This is a genomic window from Paenibacillus sp. J31R30, from assembly GCF_059692115.1.
Genome location: NZ_JCAUAV010000002.1, coordinates 349,408 through 373,029, shown reverse-complemented (window position 1 = coordinate 373,029; position 23,622 = coordinate 349,408). Strand labels below are relative to the sequence as shown.

Below are 23,622 nucleotides of genomic sequence, written 5' to 3'. Positions count from 1 at the left end.
CAAAGAATACATTAAGTTTCTTGGATCATTGAAGTGATTAATACGGTTTCGACTTAACTCAAATCAACAGAAAGAAAGCTGCCGAGACGTTCTCGACAGCCAGAGGCAGCAGCCTTCTATACCCCTATTATGGCCTTCATCATCATTACTATAGCGATCCGTAAATAACAGAACGTAGACGGGGATGAATATACGGCTCTAGACTCGGCAGCATTTGCTGCATGTACACAACGGACAGTTGTTCCTGCGGATCAATTAATACCCAGGATCCAGCTAGACCTGCCCAACCAAATTCGCCTATCGAACCGTTACAGCCGCCAGCTGCAGGATCTATCATAACTCGAACGCCTAGCCCATACCCATATCCGCTATGGTGAGGCCAATTGTAATCTTGGAGCTGTTGTGGACTTAAGTGATTGGTCGCCATCAATTGCACCGTCTTCCGGCTAAGAATCCGCACGCCATCCAACTCGCCGCCATTCGCCAGTGCCTGCGTAAACCGGCTGTAATCGCCGATGGTTGAACGTAGACCAGCACCACCGCTTTCATATTTGCATTCAGGCTGATAAGGAACATCCGTATCGTTATTAGGGGTCAGCACTCCATTATCTGCGCGATTATAAATTTTACTAAGCCTATCCCGTTTATCTTCCGAAATACGGAATGAAGTGTCAGTCATCCCCAGTGGGTCAAAAATTTCCTTCTTCATAAATTGACCTAGTGTTTCACCAGACAAAACTTCAATCAATGCCGCAAGGACGTCGTGGCTCGTCCCATACTTCCAATGTGTGCCAGGATCGAATGCGAGCGGAATCTCCGCAAGTGCTTTAGATAACGAGCGCATATCCATCGTTGTAGCATTTTCTATTAACGAGCGTGTCAACCGTTCGGTTTCTAAATTGTCCCCTCCGTAAGTGAACCCCGAAGTCATGGTAAACAAATCTTTGACCAAGATCGGAGAAGCCGCCGGAGATACTGATCTTACGCCGAATTCATTATAGCGGTGGACCATCAGATTTTTAAACTCAGGCAAATAATTCTCGAGCGGATCGTTTAGAAGAAACAGTCCCTTTTCGTACAGCATTAAAGCTGCTACACAGGTAACCACCTTAGTCATGGAGTAAATGCGGAAGATGGTGTCCTTTTCTATCTTCTTTTTCAGCTCTATATTTGCGTATCCAAAGCTTTCCTGATACACCACTTGGCCATTTTTGATCACGGTGCAGGCACATCCAGGAGGTCCTTTTTCGATCCATTCCTTTAATAACGGCGTTAAACGTTCTTGCAATCGTTCCATGAAATTCTTCACCCTTTCCGATATGAGAACCAAGATTTGTATGAGAATCATAGGTGATTAGTTCTTGATAACAACTATTTCCTTATGTATCCTGTAACTCCTTCGTGCCTACCCTAATTTCTTCGTCATGGACTTTTACTCATAGTAACATCTCAACAAGATATCTTGATCATAATTCCCGAATCCCTTACCGAAAAGAGTCAGCCCGCCGCGTCCACGTTTGATATCCTCCGCACTTATTCGGAAGCTCCAATAATTCGGGTCTACCCGCAGGTCACGGATGCTCACATCTGAAAGACGTTGACCATCAATGTACGTACCATTGTCAGTAATGCGAAGCACCTTTAGCAGCCCGTATTGATTCACATCCGAATGCCACCACTCAGGCGTCAGCTTGCCCCTCGATTCCCCATAATCGCCAGGACTTGTCCAAGTACCAAGCAATTGATCATTGAGAGAGAAACAGATATCGGAGGGCCAGTTTTCATTCACTTGAGGAGCCTCGGATCCAATTTCCAGCGAAATTTCTATTTCTCTTAATACGTGATCTTTTAACAAGTAGTTGGGCACTTTATACTCGACAAATCCCTTGGCTAACCAAAGAATTCCTGCATGTACCCTTTCCGGATCCATAAAATAGGCTGGATTATCATAGTGGCCAATGATCTTCTCCGTCTTCGCAATGCCACATGTCGGCCATGCTTCATAATCGGTATAATGTCCGATGGGCACGGACACTTCCTTATAGCTATTTGTTCTTTCAGGAGACAGCTTGACTTGCAAATATTCCGTATTCACGAAGCAAAATTTGTAGGTCCCACCGTTAACTCGTCTCATTTTACTGCCTACAAGACCCGCTTGTTCAAGCTTGTTGACATGACTGCTTACAATCGCACTACTGAGATAGAGCTCTGCAGCAAGCTCCTTAATATGCATTTCTTTAACGAATAATTTATCTATGATTTTGAGGCGAACCTCGCTCGCCAATGCTTCGTAAACCTGGAGTGACGCAGAATCCGTCTTTAGATACATCGAATGACACCTCTCAGAATTAGCAATTTAATTAATTCTAAACATTATGCTTGAACGTTATACTTATTATCATACATAATATAAGAGAAATTAACAAACTCAGAATTCACAAATATACTAATCCTTAGGGGGAACACCCAATGTCTTTACGTTCAACTATGCTCATTGACAAAAACTTTATTAAGGCTCCCGTCGATCCTCGCCTCTACGGATCATTCATTGAACATTTAGGCCGAGCTGTTTATGGCGGCATTTACGAGCCAGGTCACCCTACCGCAGATGCGAATGGTTTCCGACAAGATGCGATCGAAGCTATTCGGGCGCTGCAAGTTCCTATCATTCGATATCCAGGAGGCAACTTTGTATCCGGATATAATTGGGAAGATGGCGTTGGACCTAAGAAAGATCGTAAACGCCTCCTAGAGCTCGCTTGGTGGACAACGGAGACGAACGAAATCGGTACCAATGAATTCGCGGATTGGGCGAAATTAGTTGGTTCAGAGGTCATGATGGCGGTCAATCTCGGGACACGCGGCATCGACGATGCCAGAAATCTAATCGAGTACTGCAATCATCCGTCAGGCTCCTACTATAGTGATTTGCGAATTTCACACGGCTACAAGGAACCTCACCGCTTCAAAACCTGGTGCTTAGGCAACGAAATGGACGGGCCATGGCAAATTGGCACCAAAACAGCCGTTGAGTATGGTCGCCTCGCCAATGAAACGGCAAAAGTTATGCGTTGGGTAGATCCTACCATCGAATTGGTTGCTTGCGGCAGCTCCTCTAGCGGCATGAGCACCTTCGCAGACTGGGAAGCAACCGTTCTCGATTTGAGCTATGAGAATGTGGATTATTTATCCTTACATGCTTACTACAATAACAATAGCAATGATACTTCCAATTTCCTTGCCACATCGCTTAATCTCGATCAGTTCATCGACAGTGTCGCATCCATTTGCGATTATGTGAAGGCCAAAAAGCGAAGCAAAAAGAAGATTATGCTCTCCTTAGATGAATGGAATGTGTGGAACTCCATTGGTACCAGTCGCGCGACAGAGCGCTGGCAGGTTGCTCCGCCAGAATTCGAAGATGTGTATACACATGAAGATGCATTAGCCGTTGGCTGTTTCCTTATTACGTTATTGAAGCATGCTGATCGTGTCAAAATGGCTTGCATGGCTCAACTAATTAACGTTATCGCACCGATTACCACAGAAACAGGTGGTCCGCTGTGGCTGCAAACGACCTACTATCCTTTCCTTCATGCTTCTATTTATGGCAGAGGAACTGTACTTCATACTGTCAATTCTTCACCGAAATACGATTCCAAAGATTATACGGATGTTCCTTATCTTGAATCGATTTGCATATACAATGAGGAGCAGGGGCATATTACGATCTTCGCTGTGAATCGTCATCTGACAGAAACGATGGAATTGCAGCTTGATATCCGCAGCTTCGGAGATGTCAGCTTGATCGAGCATATCGTACTTGAGCATGAAGATCTGAAAGCGATGAATACCAAGGCGAATCCAAACCATGTAACTCCTCACTGGGGAGGTAAATCCCACATAGATAATGGATATGTCACGAGCCAACTTGCCAAAGCATCTTGGAACGTCATTCGCTTGCAAACTAAAAGAGGGTAGTAATCAGCCAATATCCGTAATAGCCAATTTCTTCTAAAGTTGCATTTTTAGTGACAAATTCTGAAACCTCTTGCTCATTACTTCGTATCAGTGAATATATGAATGCCAAGGAGGAACTTTACACATGACCATGTTCAAACGAATGTTAGCAAGCGTCGGGATTGGCGCAGCCCAAGTAGACCTTATGCTCCATGAAGATGAGGTGAATGCGGGGGATATGATCAGCGGCGTCGTCCGGATTCAAGGGGGGCGCGTAGATCAGCAGATTGATGACGTTTACGCTTTCGTTATGACACGCTACGTGAAAGAACAGAACGATACTAAAGTGCAAGTCGAAGCAGCCGTGGCCAAATTCCAGCTGACCGGGAAATTTACGGTTGAGGCTGAGCAAGTTTACGAGTTACCCGTCTCGTTCCAGCTTCCAGCGGTAACACCAGCGACGATGGGGAGAACTCCTGTTTGGATACAGACCGGACTTGATATTAAAGAAGCGGTTGATCCGAAGGATCATGATCAGCTTCAAGTAAGACCACACCCGCATGCCGCGGTTATACTGGGGGCTGTCGAAGAGCTTGGTTTCCGACTCCGTGAGGTGACATGCGAATATGCGCCGGCATATGGCAGAATAAACGGATTGCCTTTCGTTCAAGAATTCGAATTCGTTCCCACTACGCAATTCCGGGGACAACTCGATGAATTGGAAATCATCTTCTTCCCGGATGAGAACGGTGTCGAGCTGTTGCTCCAAATCGATCGCAAAGCGCGTGGGCTAGCCGGCCTCTTCGCCGAAGCGGCTGGTATGGATGAGAATTTTGTAAGAGTACGGTTCGACCGCAATCAACTAGCCTCTGGAACGAACTACGTTGCTGGTGAACTTGCCGATTTGATCCGCAATTATGTATAAGATATCAGAAGCCTTTCCCACTGAGGAAAGGCTTCTTTATTTGAAACCCTTTGTATCGAAAAACGTAAAAAACAATAACAAACTTAAGGAGAGAAAAATATTTGAAGAAGTTACTGTTATTACTACTCATTCTTTCAACCATGATGTTGAGTGCGTGCTCTTTATTAGAAAAGGCAACGGGTTCAATCGATTATGTAAATCAAGCTTCTGAGCACATTACGACATTAAGTAATTTTGCAGAACAAGCACCTCAAAAGATGAAAGAAGCCGCAACGAATCCAGAGATAAAGCAGGAGCTTGAGAATCAATTAAATGGATTAAAAAAGGAAATCGAACAATTCAATTTAAGCAGTGTCCCTTCGATTGCAAAGGATGTTCATCAACAAATAGTGGACAAAAATAAGATATTATTAGATGAGATCGATAAAGTGATAGTGAATGGTCATTTGGCACTTGATAAACTTCAAAATTCACGCATATTCACGACAATTAGTGATATCAGTAGCTTACTCAATCGAATTAATAATTTAGGCGTTTAAGAACTTCACCATAGGTGAAGTTCTTTTGTTTCATTTTAGGTATGACCAGCTTGGGATTGTTTACTGCCTGGAGTAAACCAGCCAATAACGGCAATAGCAACCAAGACTCCGTAGAAGATCAGAGTCCACCCCGTGCTATGCGGGAAATTATGATCGATGAAGCCAATATCCCCATGGGCAAGGGTAATTACCGCAAGCTTCACTCCTACCCAGGCTACGATCGCATAAGCCGTTGTCTCCAAAGCAGGTCGTTGCCCAAGTAACTTCACAAACCACGCAGCCGCATATTTGATTAAAACTAACCCAGCGATGCCGCCAAGTACGACCACGATAAATTGGCCTCCGTCCATTCCGCCGAAATCGCCTAGCGGTGAATCTGGCAGACCAAGCGCAAGAGCTACTGCAGCAAGAATCGAATCAATTGCAAATGCAAGATCAGCGAATGCAATCTTTCCTACCGTTGGCCAGAAGCCTTTCCCAGCGGACTCTTTCGCCTCTTCACCATGAAGAACATTCTTTCCTTTACTCAAGCGTGCTTGTATGATGTGCTTTAATCCGAGATATAAAAGATAGGCCGCCCCAAGCGCCTGCACTTGCCAAACATTAGCGATAAAAGAAATCGCGAAAAGAGCAACAAATCGGAAAATAAAAGCCATCAAGATGCCATAATTAATGGCTCTCTTCTTTTGGTCATCCGGCAAATGTTTCGCGATTACCGCTAGAACTAGCGCATTATCTGCAGATAACAAACCCTCCAAGCCAATGAGAACTAATAATGTCCATGCATACTGCAGCCAGATTGATTCCAATTTCTACTTCCCCTCTCTTATTAATATCATTTCTGCAAAGTCTAACTACCAACGCAAGTTGTATTGAAAATTAGGATTTTATTACCATCCCCTCTTTTTCTGCTTTAAACACATTCACTACAAAATTATCGTTACTTGTGATACGGTTCTCCACGATTTAGGTTTCTCACTCTAGCAGCCCAAATAATCTCGCAGATACTTGAAAAACGAAATTAAGAAAACCGCCAGGGCATCCTGACGGTCTTTTGAGTTTATTTTTTTGGTAACTAGGATCACAAGTCTACGACTAGACCAAGCTGCGCACATTACCCGGGCGCACCAGCCCAAGATTTTCCCGAAGGGTTCTGCCTTCGTATGCGGTGCGGAAAATGCCCCGATTCTGAAGCTCCGGAATGACCTTCTTCACAAAGGCCTCCAACCCGCCGGGAAACGTCTGCGGTAAGATATTAAACCCGTCGGATGCACCTTCACGGAACCATTTCTCGATAAAATCAGCCACCTGCAGCGTTGAGCCGGTGAACGTAATATGTCCATGACCGCCCGCATGGCGGTATATCAACTGCCTGATCGTCATCCCTTCACGGCGAGCTGCATCGAGAATGACTTCCTGACGGCTGCGAATTCCGTTAAACGCTTCAGCCGTTTTGGCTTTGTCCAGCGGTACTGGACCATCCAGCGGGTACGCAGCCAAATCAACGTCGAAACGCTCCGACATGGCCTGCAGCGCTTTCGGCAAATCCATCAACCCATTCAGCTCAGCCTCAATATCACGGGCTTCCGCTTCTGTATCAGCCACAATTGGGCTGAGCCCAGGCAAAATATGCAGCTCATCGGTCGACCGTCCGTACTTCTTCAGTCTACCTTTCACATCCGTGTAGAACGACTGCCCGGCGCCGAACGTCTGTTGTGCGGTGAAGATGACCTCCGCCGTCCGGGCAGCCAGCTCTCTGCCTTGCTCGGATGAGCCGGCCTGTACAAGCACAGGATAGCCTTGCGGCGGACGTGGAATGTTGAGCGGTCCTTTGACGGCATACACATTCCCCTTAAAGTTGATCTCTCGAACTTTATCTTCCGCAATCAAGATACCGGCCTGCTTATCGTACACAAGCGCGTCATCCTCCCAGCTATCCCACAACTGCTTGACCACTTCAACGAATTCCTCTGCACTTATATAGCGCTCGGCAAGCTCGGGATGTGCGGATCTGCCGAAGTTGTGTGAAGCATCGCCAGCGCCTGTCACAATGTTCCATCCAGCGCGACCTCCACTAATGTGATCTAGCGAAGCAAACTGTCTGGCTACGTGGAACGGCTCATTGTAGACTGTCCCTACGGTAGCAATTAAACCGATACGTCGGGTAACCGCAGCCAAGGCGGCCAATTGGGTGAACGGCTCGAGTTTAGCCGTACGCCCGGCATAGCCGTCAGCCAGAAAGACCGAATCCATTAACCCGTCTTCGGCGATCAGCGCCATTTTACTCAAATAATGAATGTCGAGATCGCCTTCTGGATGCACCTCCGGATGACGCCATGCCGCTTCATGATGACCGGCTGCTCGCAAAAACACATTCAAATGCAACTTCCGCTTCGCTTCACTCATCGCGCAATCAACTCCAATTTCGCGCCGCTTGTAATGGCGTCAATCTGTTTAAGCTCCTCGCTGCTTAGCTTCTCGCCTAGAACGGGCAGCGCTTCAGTAATATGCTGAGGCTTGGAGACACCTAGAATAGCTGACGTTATCACTGGTTGACTAAGGACCCAGTTCAGTGCTAGCTGACCCAGCGTCCAGCCTCTCCGCTCAGCAAGCGGCTTCAGCTGTTCCACGATATGGAAATTGCGCTCTTGCTCCAGCAGCACCTTGAGACGCTGCTCGCCTGCTGCTCCGCGCGTTCCTACCGGCGGCTGTCCGCCGTAGCTGTACTTCCCTGTCAGCAAGCCGCGTCCAAGCGGGCTATACACAATAACGCCGACGCCTTCCGAAGCGGCCAAAGGCAGCAACTCCTGCTCAATCCCTCGAGCGATGAGGCTGTATTCCGGCTGGATGCTTTCGTACCTTTCCAGTCCAAGCCGAGCTGAGATTCCGTGCGCCTTGGCGATTTGCCAAGCAGCATAATTAGAAGCGCCGATATAGCGGACCTTCCCTTTACGCACAAGATCGTCCAGCGCTCGCAAGGTTTCTTCAAGCGGCGTCTCTTCATCGAAGCGATGTACTTGATAGAGATCGATATAGTCGGTCTTCAGCCTTTTTAAGCTATTGTCTATCGCACGTTCAATATGATATCTGCTCTGGCCCGCATCATTGGGTCCCAACCCCACTCTGCCGTGTACCTTGGTGGCGAGAACAATCTGATGTCTGCGCGCACCTAGAAGATTACCTAGAATGGTTTCGGATTCGCCAGTTTCCAATGGGTTGCCTTTATCCATTCCCGAGCCATACACATCCGCTGTATCAATGAGGGTAATCCCTGATGCTAACGCCGTATCGAGCACTTCTGCCGACGCCTTCTCGTCAATCCAACGACCGAAAGCCATCGTGCCGAGGCTCACTTCCGATACTTTCAACCCAGCTCTGCCTAATCTTCTTTGTCCGATACTCATGCTCAACATCTCCTTATTATTAGGTTGAATTTGTCCTCAGCGTGAAACGCTTGATTCATCCATTAAAGCTGTCTCGCCATTTCAGCAGCTTTTTCTCTAAAATCCGCACCAGCGAATCCGAACCTTTTCCGACAAAAGCAAAAATTAAAATACCGACAAACACAATCGCCGTCTGCGAAAACTGCCTGGCATCCATAATTAAATACCCCACGCCTTCGCTTGAACCCATGATTTCAGCCACGACTAAGCCAAGCCAAGCCACCCCGATGGATAACCGCAAGCCTAACAAAATATTCGGCAGCGCTGCCGGAAGCACCAGCTTCGTGATTTGTTTGAACCGATTAAATTCCAGCACGCGCGCTACATCGAACAATTTGGAATCGACATTGCGAATGCCTAGAAACGTCTGTACATAGAGCGGAAAAAAAGCGCCTTTGGCAATAAGCAAAATTTTCGAAAACTCCCCAAAGCCGAACCATAAAATGAATAACGGGGTAATCGCTAAGTGGGGAATTGTCCTCAGCATTTGTACCGAAGGGTCTACCGACTGCTCAAACTTGCGGAATAAGCCGACTAATAGACCGAACAGCAGCCCCAAGCTTCCTCCTACCAAAAATCCGACCGCTGCGCGCCAAATACTGATTCTCAAATGCTTAAACAACTCACCGGTAATTAACAGGTCATAAAAAGCAACCCCAATTTCAGCTGGCGTTGGCAGCAGCGTTTTCGAAATAATGCCTAACGATCCCACGATTTGCCAAATAATTAGAACGGTTAACGGAAGAATCGATCCTCTTACGATGAGCAGCCACTTGGGATCTTTTTTAACTGCTTTCAGTGCATGTTGGCTTATCTTCGGAGTCTGCGCTTCTTTGGGAGAATTGGATTGTACAAATCCCTTTCCTCCCTTTCCAACACCGGCTACCACTTCTGCTTGACTCATATGGATTCACCCCTTCTCATTTTCTCCTTTAAATTCCTGAACTGTCGATCAGCTCTAATTCCTCGATCCGCTCGAATTCACTCATAACGATTTTGCGCAATTCGAGGAACGAAACGGACGCTTTCTTTCTTGGATAGGGCAGATCAACCGGAATAATGTTACGGATTGTACCAGGCCTTGCATTCATCACAACAACACGGTTCGCCAGAAACACAGCCTCATCGATATCATGAGTAACGAGCACCATTGTCGTGCGCTTCGCTTCCCAAATGTTCAGAGCAACCTCCTGCAAATGTGATCTTGTAAAAGCATCCAGCGCTCCGAACGGTTCATCCAGCAGCAGCACTTTAGGATCACGCAGCAGAGCTCTGGCAATCGCCACACGTTGCGACATGCCACCGGACAATTCTCGTGGGAAAGCTTTCTCGAAGCCTTTCAGCTTAACCAATTCAATCAACTCATCGACTCTTTTGCGCACCGCAGGATCCTTTAAGGAAAGATCGGCGGCTATATTTTTCTCAACGGTTAACCAAGGAAATAAGCGATGCTCCTGAAAAATAAAACCTTTATCAATGCCTGGCTTAACCACCTGCTGCCCATCCAACGACACTTTTCCCTCATGATCCGTATCTAGTCCTGCGATTATCTTCAGAAGTGTGCTTTTACCGCAACCGCTAGGTCCGATAATCGTAATAAATTCACCTTGTTTAATCGTTAGTTGAATGTTGTTCAGAGCTTCAATGCGAGTGCCTTGCGGCGTGTGAAACCATTTGTGTGGCAGATCGATATCCAGTGTAATTACACTCATTGTAGACTCCTCCTTACTTGTTTCTCCGAATGAATACTTTGCATTACACATCACTCCCTCAGGAATCTTAAAAACACAAAGACTCCCGACCCGATTCTAGGCAAGAATCGAATTGGAAGCCTCCAGTTGTCCGGTGGACTTATTGGTATGAGATACGACTAAACTGTAAAAATTTTGAATGTAAACCGATCATAACACCACCTTTTAATCGGGTCAATCATTATTTCTCATAAAACCCACTTGAATAATCGGAATAAACCTGATAACATGACTCCAACACCACAAATAAGCCCACTGGTCATCCAAAGGCTCCCTAACTGACAGCGTTTAAGACGTTGCTCAGCTTACGGAGTCTTTTGTTATTCATTAGATTGATCACGCGATTGGAGGCAGAACTGATGTGTTATTACAGCCAATTAAACAAGCTTACTAGGGGGTGTCCATGTTGGGGAATACGAAAAAATAGCTTCATCTAGGGAATTCATATTTAGTGTCCGCCATCAAGCAGGCGCTTGTATCATCCATGTTTGAAGATTCAACTACAACCTATATAAAGGAGTTTTTAACTATGTCTATTAAAAGAGGGTCATTCAAGCACTTATCCGTCCTAGTCTTTCTGGTTTTTGCACTTACCTTAACAGCTTGCGGCCAAGGCAGCCAATCAACTACAACAGGATCTAGTGCCGCAACCCCATCTACCGCTGCCTCACCGGAAACGGCTTCTGCTTCGGCGTCGACAAAACCCAAGGAAAAAGTGAAAGTGAACATCGGCGTACAAGGCAAAACAGGTATCCTGGTTTATGCTCGTGAGAATAACTTCTTCGAAAAAGCATTCGCTGCCGTAGGCGCTGAAGTCACTTGGAACGAGTTCGCCAGCGGTCCTCCTCACTTTGAAGCGTTGGCTTCAGGCAGACTCGATTTCGGTAGTGTCGGTGGAACCCCAGTCGTATCAGGCCAAGTTGGAGGCATCGATTTCAAAGCCATCGGCGTCACCAGTGACGGCAAGAAAGGCAATATGATTGTCATTCCGAAAAATAGCCCGATCAAAGAGCTGAAGGATCTGAAAGGTAAAAAAGTAGCAGTTGCTAAAGGGAGCAGCGCTTATAACTTTCTGTATATGGCCATCGCTAAGGCTGGTCTAAAAGATGACGATATCAAGGTAATTCAACTGCAGCCAGATGAGGCCAGACCGGCGCTGGACAGCGGCGCTATCGATGCCTGGTCCATTTGGGATCCATACGCAACTATCGCTGTGTTCCAAGCAGGCGCCAAAGTGTTAGTCTCTGGTGAGGATCTCAATATTAATGCGCCAGGCTTCCTTATTGCCAGAACGAAATTCACGCAAGATCACCCTGATCTCACTGTGCTGTTCCTCAAAACGTATGAGCAAGCTCGTAAATATTACCTGGAACATCAGGATGAAGTTGCTGATAGCTTTGTCAAAACACAGAAGCTGGATAAACCTATTATTGAGACTGTACTCAAAAACTCTTTCCCATTGCTATCTCCCATCACACCGGAATTCGCCAAAGCCCATCAAGAGCAAGCCGATTTTCTTTTTTCACAAGGAGCCATTAATAAGAAATTAGACACTTCACAAGTGTTGGAAAGTAAATTCGTCGAACAAGCGCTAAAGGAATTAGGCACCCAGAAGTAAGGCGGTGGGCTATATGAAACCATGAAGGAGAAGATGACGATGACAGAATCGAAACGACAAATGCGACTAGGAGCATTTCTCAGCGGAGCAGGACATCATCTGGCCGCATGGCGGTATCCAGGAGCAAATGAGCAAGGTATTCTAGACTTCCAACATTATAAATACTTGGCACAGTTGGCTGAACGCGGGAAGTTCGACATGATCTTTTTTGCTGACGTTCTGGCTGTTTCCGAACATTTCGATACCGCAATTACACGTATGGCCACCATTCGTCCTGAGCCTATCACCTTGCTCTCCGCTCTTTCAGTGGTCACTGAGCGTATTGGCTTGACCGGAACACTGTCTTCCACCTTCAGTGAGCCTTATAACGTAGCAAGACAATTCGGTATGTTGGATCATTTAAGCAACGGACGCGCCGCATGGAATGTGGTCACAACGTCCAATCAAGGAGCAGCCGGCAACTTTGGTGAAACGCCTCATTTGGAGCACCATCGTCGATATGAACGGGCCAAAGAATATTTGGATGTCGTAACCAAGCTGTGGGATAGTTGGGAAGACGACGCGCTGATCCTCGACAAAGAGAAAGGTTTATTTGCCGACAAGGACAAAGTCCACCCTGCCAATCACAAAGGCCCCTGGTTTTCCGTTAAAGGACCGCTTAATATGCCCCGTTCGGCGCAAGGGCGCCCCGTCGTCATTCAAGCGGGCTCCTCGACGGATGGACGAGATTTTGCTGCTCAAACTGCGGAGGTTATTTTCACAGCGTGGCAAACACTTGAAGAGGCACGTGCTTTTTATCAAGATGTGAAAAGTCGAGCGGTAGCATATGGACGTTCTCAAGGTGATCTCTTAATCTTGCCTGGTGTTCTTCCGATTATCGGGGCAACAGACGACGAAGCTCTTAGGAAATATGAACATTTCCAGAGCCTCATTCATCCGGAAGCGGCAATAACGCTACTCTCTGGTATGATCGGTTATGACCTCACCTCCTACGATCCGAATGAGCCCTTCCCTGATCTTCCCGATACCTCCAATGGTGTGAAGGGCAGGCTGCACTTAATCAAAGATATTGCCAAACGAGATCAGCTTAGCATTCTAGAAGTAAGCAGAAAAATCGCAGGCGCTCGGGGACACTGGACCATCTTTGGCACCCCTTCCTCTATTGCTGATCAGCTCGAAGCATGGTTTGTTGGGGGAGGCTGCGATGGCTTCAATATTATGGCTCCTTATTTCCCAGGAGGACTCGAGGAATTTGTCGATCTCGTTCTTCCCGAACTTAGGAAACGCGGTCTGTTCCGCAACGAGTATGAGGGGACGACGCTGCGTGAAAATCTCGGCTTATCGAGGCCAACAAATCGCTATACCAAAGAAGCGACGCCAATCTGAATAAAGAAGCCAACCTTCACAGCAAAAAAGGCATCCAATCACTCTATTGGATGCCTTTTTCATATAAACCTGCTTCAGCTGAACGTGAGATGCTTTTTTATCACATTCAAATAATTCCTTCTAATGAACAAGAAATAAACGATTTGAAAGAGCAAGAAGATGCCCATTATGGTAACCGCGGCTGCGCCGACTTCCAGTTTATTTAGCCTTTGCAGAGCTGCTAAAGCAACTGCGGAATGAATGGTTGCCACCATGTACGGAAACAAGAACAAAACGCCAATTTCGATCGAAAGCACTTTGTTCATTTCTTTTAAAGTAACACCGATTTTATACAATTGCTTATATTTCTGTTTATCGGCTTCCTGGTCCATGTAAAATTTGTTGTAGATAAAGCTTCCTGAAGCCACGAAGAAGATGCTGCCTAAGAAAATCGATAAGAACATAATCGTGCCGTATGCTCTTTTTTCGGTTTCATAAATATGGGATTTGGACAAAAATAACGATCTCGAATTATCCCCATATATCTTCTCATATTCGTCATAGACGACATAAGTGCCAGACCAATCCTTGACTTGAAACACATACTGGGGCGGGGCTTCCTCTGTGATCTCAATGCGATCAAATAACTGATCGGAAACGACATATATGGCATTAAATTGATCCTGTAATAGCTTCGCACGTATTTCTTCTTTTATTTCGATGCTATTTCCTTCAATCGCTAGACGGTTTGTGCCGTCGTTTTCCTCGGGGGGGACGATTTTAATGGCTTCTTGTTCACGGATAGACACGGTTTTCAAGTTTAATTGCTTGGCGAATTGATTATAAACGCTTGCTTTCATTACAGATAAAGCAGACTCGTCCTCTTGGATAAGATATTTAATGTCCACAACTATTTTTTCATATGGAAAATGGTTTTTCTTTAACTGATCTTCAATTAATCGGATCTCCTCAGCGGCTGAAGGATTAACACCGAAAGTTTGATAAGAAAAAGCCAGTTGATATCGCTCTTCTATATCATTTAATGTATTCGTCCAATAGGCATACGATGCACCGCTCAATATGACAGCAGCTGTAGCTGTGATGGTAATGATGAAAAACATGCTGGCATTATCCCGCATGCGATAGAACATATTGGATACCCAGATCAGATTGGTGTTTCTTAAATAATATAACCTGTTTTTCTTTAATAAAGCGATCGCAAAAACGCTGAACTGCGAAAATAACAAATAAGTGGATAAGACGACCATGCCAATAATAATTAAAATATAATTCCCTAAATTTCCTTTTGTTGGAACAAAAGATAATGCATATCCGGCAATTAGCAAAAGGAGGCCAAAGATTGCAATTAGTTGAGAAAATTTAGGAGCGGTCTTAGGGGCCTTAGTTGCTTTCAGCAGACGTAAGATATCTTTTTCCTTTACGATCCATGATGTGAATAAGGAGACGAACACGCCGAGCAGCAAGAAGCATACAAGCGTAATCAGAATCGCTTTTATCGGAAAATAAAACGGCAAGGAAGTAAGCCTCAGCAGCTTCTCGATGATCGTCAGAAATAGTTTGGAGAACACTAACCCTGTAACAATCCCGCCGATGGTTGCCGCGACACTGATAATCATATTTTCAATGGCGATCATCTTGAGCAGCTGCTTCCTCGATGTGCCGAGCATATATAGGATGCCGAATTCCTTATACCTCTTTTTTAATAATACACTGATGGAATAGAAGACAAAGAAAAACAAAAATAAATAAGCAATTATTTCAGCACCCAAAAGGGATACTTTGATATAGGATTTGAATGCTCCTTTATCAGGGTGAAGAATAAACATAGTCAGGGAAAAAAATAGGGTAACGGATATGATTGTACTTAAGAAATAAGCGAAATAGGCCTTTCCGTTGCGCAGGACATTTCTCGTCGCAAACTGTTTAAACTCCATGATCAGGTCCTCCTAGCAGCGAAAGTACATCGAGTATCTGTTGATAAAACTGCTGCCTTAAGCCTCCGCTATGAGTTTCATTATAGATAGTGCCGTCTTTAATAAATATGATCCGGCTGCAATAACTGGCTGCCACAGGGTCATGTGTCACCATAATTGTAGTCTGTTGATGTTCTTTATTGATTTTCTCAAACAGTTCCATGACGGTTCTTGCCGATCTGGAGTCCAGATTCCCGGTCGGTTCATCTGCTAATAGGAGAGAAGGATTATGGATGATGGCTCTAGCTATAGCCGTTCTTTGAGCTTCGCCTCCGGAGATTTCATAGGTTCTTTTGTCCAACAGATGCTCAATGCGCAGTTTTTTGGCGATACTATTCAGTCTAATATCTTGCTCTGAAACCGAGATCCTATCCAGAGTAAGGGGCAAAACCACATTCTCCCCAACGGTTAACGTATCGAGCAGATTAAAGTCTTGAAATACAAAACCAAGCTCTCTGCGTCTAAAGAGTGCAAGTTTATCACCCTCCAAATGTAACGGATTGAGGCCATTAATCAGAATGTCTCCGGTTGTAGGTTGGTCGACCGTAGAGATCATATTTAATAACGTCGTCTTGCCGCTGCCCGATGGGCCCATCACTCCGACGAATTCTCCGGGTTCAATGGAAAAGCTCATTTGATTTAACGCATGATACATCACTTCTTTGCCGTAGGTTTTACTTATATGACTGACTGTTAACATGTCCATTCAACGACTCCTTTTTGTTTGGTTTACATGTACCATCGTACTTCGTCGCCTCCCCTTGAGCGATTCATCTTTCTTACTTGATTCTTACATTGTTGTAAGGTTAGAAGTACGCAAAAAGAACATGCATTAGGAATACGGCACGTTCTTCATGGTATTAGATATGATCTGTTTGGATATGATCAAACAGAATGCTTACTTTGGTACCTCGGTTCACTTCGGATTGAATCGTAATCTGATGATGTAAGTTTTCGCATATCTTTTTGGCAAGATACAGCCCCATTCCCGTAGATTCTCCCAATTTTCTTCCGTTTTCACCGGTGAAGAAAGGTTGAAAGACTCTCTTAATATCCTTAGGATGTATGCCAATGCCCTCATCTACGACTTCTAGCACAGCATGGTCTTCTGTTTGATAAGCGGAAACAGTCAAATATTTTCCTTTTCCCTTGGAATACTTGATGCTGTTTGTTATTAATTGCTCGATGACAAACTTTAACCATTTTACATCTGTGTACACCTCAATGGAGTCGTCGACGTCTGCTTTAGGCAGTATATGATTTTTGATGAACAGCTTTTTTTCTTGGCTGATGCTGTCCAATATTATAGGCTTCAAGCGTATCCTTTCGATAACAAAGTCGCTTTCAAAAGCATCGATCCGCGCATAATATAAAGCCATATTCAGGCCCTTTTCCATTTTATATACCTCTTCGCTCATACCGTGTGCATAAGGTTCGCCTGCATGTGCTTCAAGCTGAAGCCGGATGACCGAAAGCGGCGTTTTCATTTGATGCACCCATTGATTGATAAAGGTTAAATGCTCTTGATGGTTGTTGTTGATTTGCTGCATGTTCCTTTCGTATAAGCGGTATTGCTGATTTAATAAAGCTGTTATATGGCGGCCCCAGAAGGAATCACCTTGATCCAAGGAAGTTTCCTCGATGGCTTTGAAGTTACGTTTTAGTAAAACATAAATGTCTTTCGTCTTCACATATTTCCATCCTATAAAAACAAGCAGAATAAATGAATTGAATAAGAGTGCATATAAAACATCTAAAAATAAAAAATCACTCGCAAGGACACAATACAAAGTGGTCAAAATCACGGAAAAATAATAGACAACGATATAACTCTTGTGCTCCTTTAAAAAAAAACGCATCTACCATCATCTCCTACCAGCTCTTGTTTAATTTGTAGCCCATGCCTCTTATTGTTTCGATCCCATTCTCAATTTCAAGGTCTTGCAGTTTTTTTCTTAACCTTGTGACATTGACGTTGAGCGTGTTTTCTTCAACAAAATCGGAATGATCCCACATTTGTTCCAAGAGATAGTTTCGGTTAACCACCTTAGGGTAGGTCTGAATTAGACTTTCGAGCAAAATAGCTTCTTTTTTAGTCAGAATGATAGTCTTTCCTTGAAACTCCAGATCTAATCTTTCCGGGTATAATTTTAATCCTTCCAATTCAATTACCCGCTCGCCTACAGAATGGGCATAGTCCCCGAAGACCCGTCTGAGATGGCTGTTTATTTTGGCCATTACAACCTCGTAAGAGAATGGTTTCGTAATATAGTCATCCGCACCGTTCTCAAGAGCTCTCACTTGATCTATCCCGCTCTCTCTTGCCGAAATAAAAAGGATAGGAACCTTGGAGGTTTCCCTTATTCTCCTGCACCAATAAAACCCGTCAAACTTAGGCAAATTAACATCTAGCAGGACGAGATGAGGTTTGATGAGATGAAACTCTTTCATTATGCTTTCAAAGTTCTCCGCAACACTTGCTGAAAGTCCATATTTCTCAATATGTTCTTTAAGCAGGCGACTAATTGATAGATCATCTTCAATAATATAAATCGTATATGTCATAACAAACGCCGCCTCCTAGTTTAGAACCATCGATAAAAAGCCGCCAAAACTGGCGACTCCTCGATACACTGCTCGTCCCTTTATTGTCCCTTAATGGTATCACTTTGGTTCCTGAATTGTGTATTTTTTTTTATTAACATGAAAAGGGATATCTAGAAAAACGTCATTGTAAAAACCTCGTGATATCAAAGCTATATTCCCCCTGGACCGCTCTTCCATATTACCAAGGCAATGTTTCATTCGTTTTAAAGAATTGCAAAAAAAAGGTCCCCGCCGCATACATGGCTTGCGACACCCTCTTCATTTTGACTAATCTTCTTATAACTACCTAGATATCGTCTTTTCAATCAACGCGCAGCGCGCGGATACTTCTTGCACTATGATGCAGCGACTGATCGGCCTCTAATAAGACTAGCGAGTAGAAAAACAATCGGAAAACCGACGATGAAAATAGGGAAAATAAATGTAGTCCAGACAAGGTTCGCATAATCCAATATCCCAAAGACATTCGCAGGTACTATGGAGATCGCGAAAATGACGGGTGCCGTGATTGCGATCATTCCCCGCCATTTCTTGATACCAAACAATTGTGCTGTTCCATAACTATTGATGAACAAGTAGATGGATAACTTTACCAATACGCTGAAAATCCAGATAAACACAATCCAGACATCCATATTTTGAATAAACTCTAGATAATTAATAAATCGAACCATAGCAAAATACGGAAAATACATGCTCGATCCGATGTTTGTTCCGAATGTTGAAATAACCATAATAGTCGCAACAATGGCAAGTAAGGATGGAATGCATATTGACAATAGAATCGGCTTAAGCAGCTTTTCCGGCTTCGCAATAAAAGGCGTTAACATCATGATCATCATGGATTCCCCAAGGAAAGATGCATTCACCAAAGACCCCTTTAATATGGGCATGAGACCATTATCCGCGTATATGGGCAGAAGCAGCGCGGTGTGCAAATTGGGTATATTTAACGCAAATGAAATGATAATGCCAGCTATAATCAAGGGTCCAGCCAGTTCACTGAAACGTGCAATGGCCTCGACACTGCCAGCGAGTGTTATGTAAACCATTGCCGCCATCATCAGAGCTGAAATGCTCCATACCGGCGTATCGTGGAACAGAATTTGCTTAATAAATAATGAAAATATCCGCAATATATCGGCACAGACGGAATACCATACCACAATATACATCAGGCTAATTAGCTTTCCGACCCACTTCCCAAAAAGCTTTTGGGCAAACTCTACCAGCGTAAGGGAAGCATGTCGCTGACTGACACGAACTAGAATCATCGTTACGGCCAGTCCAATTAAACCCGCCACCGCAATTGAGATCCAAGCGTCTTGTTTAGCGATTTCAATCGTTGGAGATATGGTCAGCCAAATGGACATCGATATCTCTAACGTTGTAAACATCCAAAACAACTGCCAAGTTGAAATTTTCATTCTTTTTCTCCTTTATCTCCTTTTCTTACGATTCGCTTACGGATATCTCCCGTACTCTGAATATTCAACTTAACATCGACCGCCACTTCAACCGTCGGAAAGATGTCATCCCATCTATTTCGAAGTTCTTTCCATTGATATGGATGTTCTCTGTGAAATTCTTCGCCGATTCCGAATACGTCCTGCCCAAACTGAGTCTGCAACTTCTTAATTGTTTCTTCTACTCTCTTTGATTTAATTGCGTTTAGCTTATTTTCTACGTGAATGCGTTCTGTGGATACAGAAAGATCAATGTCCGTATTGTTTTCCAGTACCCTTCCGGATCCCACTAGTTTTATATAGGCTTTCAGCTTATTTCCATCAAATCTAGTTCGGATCGTTTGTTTTAAATTGGATTCATATAAAGATATGCTTCCTTCCTCGATCTCTTCGGTCACGAATTGATTTTTCAATACACCTTTGACCCAAAATAATTCTAGAGATTCCCTCCCACTCACTTCCCCGACCATCTGCAAATGTTTATTAAAAATGGCAACAGATCTGACATCAAATATTTTGCCTTTCTCTTGCGGATTCATCGGTGAAATCTCAACCATCGGCATGGATGGACGAATGCCATCCCTCCCTACATCGATTAAGACATCTCGTAAAGCAGTATCACCTAATCGACAATATCGATCTTGATCAACAGCCACGATCGAAGAAAATTGATTGAACGGGCTGTTAATATGCAATACTTCCTTTCCTTCCGCGTTATTCACAACGAAAATATCCGTCCGTAAACGAGTATCCGTATTTCGTGTAAATTGATCCATAACATCAATTAGCCCTTTTCGTGCCAGCTTTTCTCCGATAAAAATGGCTCTGCGATGCCCAAGGAAAACTTTACGGGGCAGCTTGTCTTGAATTTGTTGCGTCAAATCTACGATAGACGAGCCGGTCGCCGTTAATACAATGTTGGCCCTTTGGTTGTTTCCCCCACCGCCTCTGATACTTTTGAAATCAGCAGGAACCGCGATTTGAGCGCTTTTTTTTAGTTTACCGTTTTCCGATAGATCTAACGCAGTACCAATCCAGAATGCGTAATCGTTAATTTCATTTCTGTCCCAACATCCAGAGAGCATCAGTGCCTGAATCGAAAGAATGATAAAATACCCAATTTTCTTCATTATTTTTCTTGTGCCGATATGTACTTTTTATTCATGCGTATCAGCGTATCCTTCCAGAAGGCTGGACCAATAGGTGCTATCGGTTTTAAATAAGGCATACCGAATGACTTGAGTGTCACAAGATGAATCATAATGAACATAATTCCGATCGCAATACCGTACAGACCAAGGACTCCACCTGAGATCAACAGCGGAAATCGCAGAATACGAAAAGGTAATGCCAAACTATAGCTTGGAAAAGCGAACGATGCAATCCCGGTACCAGCAACAATCATTACGATGGGAGCAGAGATAAATCCAGCTTGAACGGCTGCTTCCCCAATAACAAGTGCACCTACGATACTCACGGCTGAACCGATGGCTTTAGGCAATCGAAGACCGGCTTCCCGTAATCCTTCGAACATAAGCTCCATTAACAAAGTTTCAATCACCGTTGGAAACGGAATGCCTTCTCTAGATGCTGAAATACTAAGCATCAGTGCAAGAGGGATCATCTGTGGATGGAATGTCGTAAGCGCAACATAGACGGATGGAAGCAAGCACGACATGATGGCCAGTAGGAACCGTAAAACTCTGACAGCCGAGACATATAAGAAGCGTTCATAATGGTCTTCTGCTGCTTGAAAACCTGCCCAGAATGTCATTGGCATAATCAGTGCGTTGGGGGAGCCATCAACGATAATGGCCACTTTCCCTGCCAATAAACTGGCGGAAACGGTATCTGGACGTTCTGTATTTTGAATTTGCGGGAAAAGGGAGAAGGATTTGTCCTCAATAAATTCTTCAATATAACCTGAATCCAGTAGTTGATTTGTGTGGAAAGCTTGAAGTCTTGCCCTAACTTCTTGAAGCAATTCTGGTTTAACTTTATCTTCGATATACGCAACGACAAACGAAGTATTAGTAACTTCACCTGCTTGATGGTTTTCGAACTTCAGTTGCGAATTACTTATTTTTCTTCGAACCATGCTTAAATTTGTTTTTAGGTTTTCCGTGAACCCCTCACGCGGACCGCGTATAGATGCCTCATTGGAAGGCTCATTGATTGCGCGTTGCTTGAACGCGGCTAGATCCGCTACATAAGCAAAAGGCTTACCATCTAAAAAGATGGCCGTACTTCCTTTCAGTACTTTTGCAACAATTTCCGAAAAGTTAACTACAATTGTATACTGTGTCAGTCGGTCAAAATCATGGCTTATCATGCATGCCGAAATAATCTCTTCTAATCTGTTAAAATCCGTTAATTCTTCAAAATAAACGAGAAGTATGTTCGAGTGATCAGATAATTTCAGTGGTCTAAATACGACATCGGCACAATTATGAAAAATGTCATGCATCGCGTCATGATTGATTTTAATACTTTCGCTCACATCGACAGGTATGCTAGGTTCCACATCGTTCCCCCCTTTCCATAAATTTCATTGCATATTATGTGCGGATATAGGTTGCCTTATTCGAGTAAATATGAAGAGAAGCACTGCTCGCAGCAGTGCTTCTCTAGGTATAAGCTTTTATTCTCGCTATTGACTATCACTTGCCACTATCACCTGGTGAATAATTTTTGTGCTCCCTTCAGAATGAACTTCCCTCCTTCTTTGATAAGAATTCCTGGGATTTTATCTCCAACTTCTTTCACAGTTTGAATATTTTCATGCCGCAAGATCTGGTAAATAGCGCTCCGCGCTTCATCAGATAGTAAGTTAATAAAATCCCAATCTATATTCAAATCGTATTTATCTCGCCAATTCATAGGGTCATCTCCTTATTTTTATGTTCTTAACCTGTTTATAATCTCATTGGCCATTACCGGAATAGCGACAATCAGCAAGTTCTTAAGCAGCCTAGGCATTGAATTCACCTGCTTTCTTCTTTCTGATTCGATCTTTAAGGTGCCTGCTTTTTACCCAGCAAGAATTCTCATAGAACTCCTCTTCAGGACGATGATAGACCGGCAATCCCTTGCTATTTCTTGCAACCTGATAACCGTTCGGATTTTCAATGATTTCTTCACAATAAGCACATCGTATTGGTGATTTAAATTCCTTAATATAATTGAACAAATCAGAATATAAAACGTCTTCGATCGTCTCATACTTAGGAATGACAGGGTAGAAAGTCGTATGCTCCAGAAAAGTGACCTGGCGTGAGACCTGGAAGTGTAATTTGCGAATCTTCTCATCCAGAAGTTTTGTAAATTCCCCAGCAATCCCTCTAGTTATAATAGTAAATACTGTGCTATCTGTATAGCCTGATAAGTTCTCAGTGGTATCTCTCCCATAGTGTCTAAATAACTCTTGTAAAACCTTTTCCTGCTCTTCCATTCCCTTGAGTATCATTCGCAGTTCAAATTGAACTGCTCTTAATAACCTGTTAGCCTCTTGAAAAACTTGCAACGTGCTAATCCGAAATGCACGGATACCAAGCTCCTCATTATCATCTGGTGCCAAATAACCACGAAGTAAATTTATCATAATGTTGTGCCTAAGTTTGTCTTGTTTCTCTCCTTGATTATTAAATCTCTCAATTTTCTCCTCGTCACTTAAATCCAGATTAGCAAAAGCGAGCACCATCCAGTATTTCGATAGCTCCATTCATGCTCCCCCTTTTCCTCGTTAAGGTTAGTATAACTATTCTAAATTCCATAGTATATCGGAAACTTCTTAGGAATCTTGAGATTTTTCACAAATAATCTGCCAATGGTTAATGTAAGATGAACTGTCGCAAAATAATCGCTCCTGCACAAAAAACACGATGCCATTTTGGCTCGTGTTTTTTGAACATTCATTGGATATACGAATATGTTTGTGTCGTAAAATGTTATGCA

The 23,622-nt window shown here is 43.9% G+C and carries 21 protein-coding genes; 5 read left to right on the top strand and 16 right to left on the bottom strand.

The window, feature by feature from the left end; translation table 11 throughout:
- Positions 1 to 148: 148 nt before the first annotated feature.
- Positions 149 to 1,297: a serine hydrolase domain-containing protein gene (locus AC58QO_RS07605; protein WP_497264697.1), complete on the bottom strand. Its 1,149-nt coding sequence runs from the start codon at positions 1,295 to 1,297 to the stop codon at positions 149 to 151.
- 135 nt (positions 1,298 to 1,432) lie between these two features.
- Positions 1,433 to 2,329, bottom strand: a complete 897-nt coding sequence (locus AC58QO_RS07600) for an ArsR/SmtB family transcription factor (protein WP_497264696.1) — start codon at positions 2,327 to 2,329, stop codon at positions 1,433 to 1,435.
- 140 nt (positions 2,330 to 2,469) lie between these two features.
- Between AC58QO_RS07600 and arfA the strand changes: the two genes are divergently transcribed.
- The 3 genes from arfA to AC58QO_RS07585 all read left to right on the top strand — a co-directional run bounded on the left by arfA (position 2,470) and on the right by AC58QO_RS07585 (position 5,424).
- On the top strand, positions 2,470 to 3,981 hold the full coding sequence (arfA, locus tag AC58QO_RS07595; RefSeq protein WP_497264695.1) for an arabinosylfuranosidase ArfA: 1,512 nt from the start codon (positions 2,470 to 2,472) through the stop codon (positions 3,979 to 3,981).
- A gap of 124 nt (positions 3,982 to 4,105) precedes the next feature.
- A complete protein-coding gene (locus AC58QO_RS07590) occupies positions 4,106 to 4,885 on the top strand; it encodes a sporulation protein (protein ID WP_497264694.1) in 780 nt (259 codons plus the stop codon).
- Positions 4,886 to 4,986: 101 nt separating this feature from the next.
- A complete protein-coding gene (locus AC58QO_RS07585; protein ID WP_497264693.1) occupies positions 4,987 to 5,424 on the top strand; it encodes a DUF6376 family protein in 438 nt (145 codons plus the stop codon).
- A gap of 35 nt (positions 5,425 to 5,459) precedes the next feature.
- On the opposite strand, the gene AC58QO_RS07580 is transcribed toward AC58QO_RS07585, so the two are convergent.
- The 5 genes from AC58QO_RS07580 to AC58QO_RS07560 form a co-directional block, all read right to left on the bottom strand.
- Positions 5,460 to 6,233 carry a TerC family protein gene (locus AC58QO_RS07580; protein ID WP_497264692.1) on the bottom strand — a complete coding sequence of 258 codons (774 nt, stop codon included), beginning with the start codon at positions 6,231 to 6,233 and terminating at the stop codon, positions 5,460 to 5,462.
- A 286-nt stretch (positions 6,234 to 6,519) separates the two neighbouring features.
- Positions 6,520 to 7,830 (bottom strand): LLM class flavin-dependent oxidoreductase, encoded by a 1,311-nt coding sequence (locus tag AC58QO_RS07575; RefSeq protein ID WP_497264691.1) that lies wholly within the window; start codon positions 7,828 to 7,830, stop codon positions 6,520 to 6,522.
- Positions 7,827 to 8,828: an aldo/keto reductase gene (locus tag AC58QO_RS07570; protein WP_497264690.1), complete on the bottom strand. Its 1,002-nt coding sequence runs from the start codon at positions 8,826 to 8,828 to the stop codon at positions 7,827 to 7,829. Before AC58QO_RS07570 ends, AC58QO_RS07575 begins: the two co-directional genes overlap by 4 nt.
- Positions 8,829 to 8,883: 55 nt before the next feature.
- On the bottom strand, positions 8,884 to 9,771 hold the full coding sequence (locus AC58QO_RS07565) for an ABC transporter permease (protein WP_497264689.1): 888 nt from the start codon (positions 9,769 to 9,771) through the stop codon (positions 8,884 to 8,886).
- A gap of 28 nt (positions 9,772 to 9,799) precedes the next feature.
- A complete protein-coding gene (locus AC58QO_RS07560) occupies positions 9,800 to 10,579 on the bottom strand; it encodes an ABC transporter ATP-binding protein (protein WP_497264688.1) in 780 nt (259 codons plus the stop codon).
- A 568-nt stretch (positions 10,580 to 11,147) separates the two neighbouring features.
- Here AC58QO_RS07560 and AC58QO_RS07555 point away from each other — a divergent pair.
- Both AC58QO_RS07555 and AC58QO_RS07550 read left to right on the top strand, forming a co-directional pair.
- Complete coding sequence (locus AC58QO_RS07555; RefSeq protein WP_497264687.1) at positions 11,148 to 12,236, top strand: aliphatic sulfonate ABC transporter substrate-binding protein; 1,089 nt, start codon at positions 11,148 to 11,150, stop codon at positions 12,234 to 12,236.
- Positions 12,237 to 12,275: 39 nt separating this feature from the next.
- On the top strand, positions 12,276 to 13,622 hold the full coding sequence (locus AC58QO_RS07550; protein WP_497264686.1) for an LLM class flavin-dependent oxidoreductase: 1,347 nt from the start codon (positions 12,276 to 12,278) through the stop codon (positions 13,620 to 13,622).
- A gap of 74 nt (positions 13,623 to 13,696) precedes the next feature.
- On the opposite strand, the gene AC58QO_RS07545 is transcribed toward AC58QO_RS07550, so the two are convergent.
- The 9 genes from AC58QO_RS07545 to AC58QO_RS07505 all read right to left on the bottom strand — a co-directional run bounded on the left by AC58QO_RS07545 (position 13,697) and on the right by AC58QO_RS07505 (position 23,389).
- Positions 13,697 to 15,556 carry an FtsX-like permease family protein gene (locus AC58QO_RS07545; protein WP_497264685.1) on the bottom strand — a complete coding sequence of 620 codons (1,860 nt, stop codon included), beginning with the start codon at positions 15,554 to 15,556 and terminating at the stop codon, positions 13,697 to 13,699.
- A complete protein-coding gene (locus AC58QO_RS07540) occupies positions 15,546 to 16,301 on the bottom strand; it encodes an ABC transporter ATP-binding protein (protein ID WP_497264684.1) in 756 nt (251 codons plus the stop codon). The genes AC58QO_RS07545 and AC58QO_RS07540 overlap by 11 nt, the downstream gene beginning before the upstream one ends.
- Positions 16,302 to 16,455: 154 nt before the next feature.
- Positions 16,456 to 17,286, bottom strand: a complete 831-nt coding sequence (locus AC58QO_RS07535; protein ID WP_497264683.1) for a sensor histidine kinase — start codon at positions 17,284 to 17,286, stop codon at positions 16,456 to 16,458.
- A gap of 181 nt (positions 17,287 to 17,467) precedes the next feature.
- Positions 17,468 to 18,160, bottom strand: coding sequence for a response regulator transcription factor (locus AC58QO_RS07530; protein WP_497264682.1), 693 nt, complete (start codon positions 18,158 to 18,160; stop codon positions 17,468 to 17,470).
- 377 nt (positions 18,161 to 18,537) lie between these two features.
- On the bottom strand, positions 18,538 to 19,629 hold the full coding sequence (locus AC58QO_RS07525; protein ID WP_497264681.1) for a GerAB/ArcD/ProY family transporter: 1,092 nt from the start codon (positions 19,627 to 19,629) through the stop codon (positions 18,538 to 18,540).
- Positions 19,626 to 20,798 carry a Ger(x)C family spore germination protein gene (locus AC58QO_RS07520; protein WP_497264680.1) on the bottom strand — a complete coding sequence of 391 codons (1,173 nt, stop codon included), beginning with the start codon at positions 20,796 to 20,798 and terminating at the stop codon, positions 19,626 to 19,628. The genes AC58QO_RS07525 and AC58QO_RS07520 overlap by 4 nt, the downstream gene beginning before the upstream one ends.
- Positions 20,798 to 22,192 (bottom strand): spore germination protein, encoded by a 1,395-nt coding sequence (locus AC58QO_RS07515; protein ID WP_497264679.1) that lies wholly within the window; start codon positions 22,190 to 22,192, stop codon positions 20,798 to 20,800. Before AC58QO_RS07515 ends, AC58QO_RS07520 begins: the two co-directional genes overlap by 1 nt.
- Before the next feature lie 149 nt (positions 22,193 to 22,341).
- Positions 22,342 to 22,548 carry a hypothetical protein gene (locus AC58QO_RS07510; RefSeq protein WP_497264678.1) on the bottom strand — a complete coding sequence of 69 codons (207 nt, stop codon included), beginning with the start codon at positions 22,546 to 22,548 and terminating at the stop codon, positions 22,342 to 22,344.
- A gap of 91 nt (positions 22,549 to 22,639) precedes the next feature.
- Complete coding sequence (locus tag AC58QO_RS07505; protein WP_497264677.1) at positions 22,640 to 23,389, bottom strand: hypothetical protein; 750 nt, start codon at positions 23,387 to 23,389, stop codon at positions 22,640 to 22,642.
- Between the last annotated feature and the right edge of the window lie 233 nt (positions 23,390 to 23,622).

Bases quoted from the DNA above. Each gene is read 5' to 3' on its own strand.
- AC58QO_RS07605 (WP_497264697.1), bottom strand. From the start codon at position 1,297: ATGGAACGATTGCAAGAACGTTTAACGCCGTTATTAAAGGAATGGATC.
- AC58QO_RS07600 (WP_497264696.1), bottom strand. From the start codon at position 2,329: ATGTATCTAAAGACGGATTCTGCGTCACTCCAGGTTTACGAAGCATTG.
- arfA (WP_497264695.1), top strand. From the start codon at position 2,470: ATGTCTTTACGTTCAACTATGCTCATTGACAAAAACTTTATTAAGGCT.
- AC58QO_RS07590 (WP_497264694.1), top strand. From the start codon at position 4,106: ATGACCATGTTCAAACGAATGTTAGCAAGCGTCGGGATTGGCGCAGCC.
- AC58QO_RS07575 (WP_497264691.1), bottom strand. From the start codon at position 7,830: ATGAGTGAAGCGAAGCGGAAGTTGCATTTGAATGTGTTTTTGCGAGCA.
- AC58QO_RS07570 (WP_497264690.1), bottom strand. From the start codon at position 8,828: ATGAGTATCGGACAAAGAAGATTAGGCAGAGCTGGGTTGAAAGTATCG.
- AC58QO_RS07565 (WP_497264689.1), bottom strand. From the start codon at position 9,771: ATGAGTCAAGCAGAAGTGGTAGCCGGTGTTGGAAAGGGAGGAAAGGGA.
- AC58QO_RS07560 (WP_497264688.1), bottom strand. From the start codon at position 10,579: ATGAGTGTAATTACACTGGATATCGATCTGCCACACAAATGGTTTCAC.
- AC58QO_RS07555 (WP_497264687.1), top strand. From the start codon at position 11,148: ATGTCTATTAAAAGAGGGTCATTCAAGCACTTATCCGTCCTAGTCTTT.
- AC58QO_RS07550 (WP_497264686.1), top strand. From the start codon at position 12,276: ATGACAGAATCGAAACGACAAATGCGACTAGGAGCATTTCTCAGCGGA.
- AC58QO_RS07545 (WP_497264685.1), bottom strand. From the start codon at position 15,556: ATGGAGTTTAAACAGTTTGCGACGAGAAATGTCCTGCGCAACGGAAAG.
- AC58QO_RS07540 (WP_497264684.1), bottom strand. From the start codon at position 16,301: ATGGACATGTTAACAGTCAGTCATATAAGTAAAACCTACGGCAAAGAA.
- AC58QO_RS07530 (WP_497264682.1), bottom strand. From the start codon at position 18,160: ATGACATATACGATTTATATTATTGAAGATGATCTATCAATTAGTCGC.
- AC58QO_RS07525 (WP_497264681.1), bottom strand. From the start codon at position 19,629: ATGAAAATTTCAACTTGGCAGTTGTTTTGGATGTTTACAACGTTAGAG.
- AC58QO_RS07520 (WP_497264680.1), bottom strand. From the start codon at position 20,798: ATGAAGAAAATTGGGTATTTTATCATTCTTTCGATTCAGGCACTGATG.
- AC58QO_RS07510 (WP_497264678.1), bottom strand. From the start codon at position 22,548: ATGAATTGGCGAGATAAATACGATTTGAATATAGATTGGGATTTTATT.
- AC58QO_RS07505 (WP_497264677.1), bottom strand. From the start codon at position 23,389: ATGGAGCTATCGAAATACTGGATGGTGCTCGCTTTTGCTAATCTGGAT.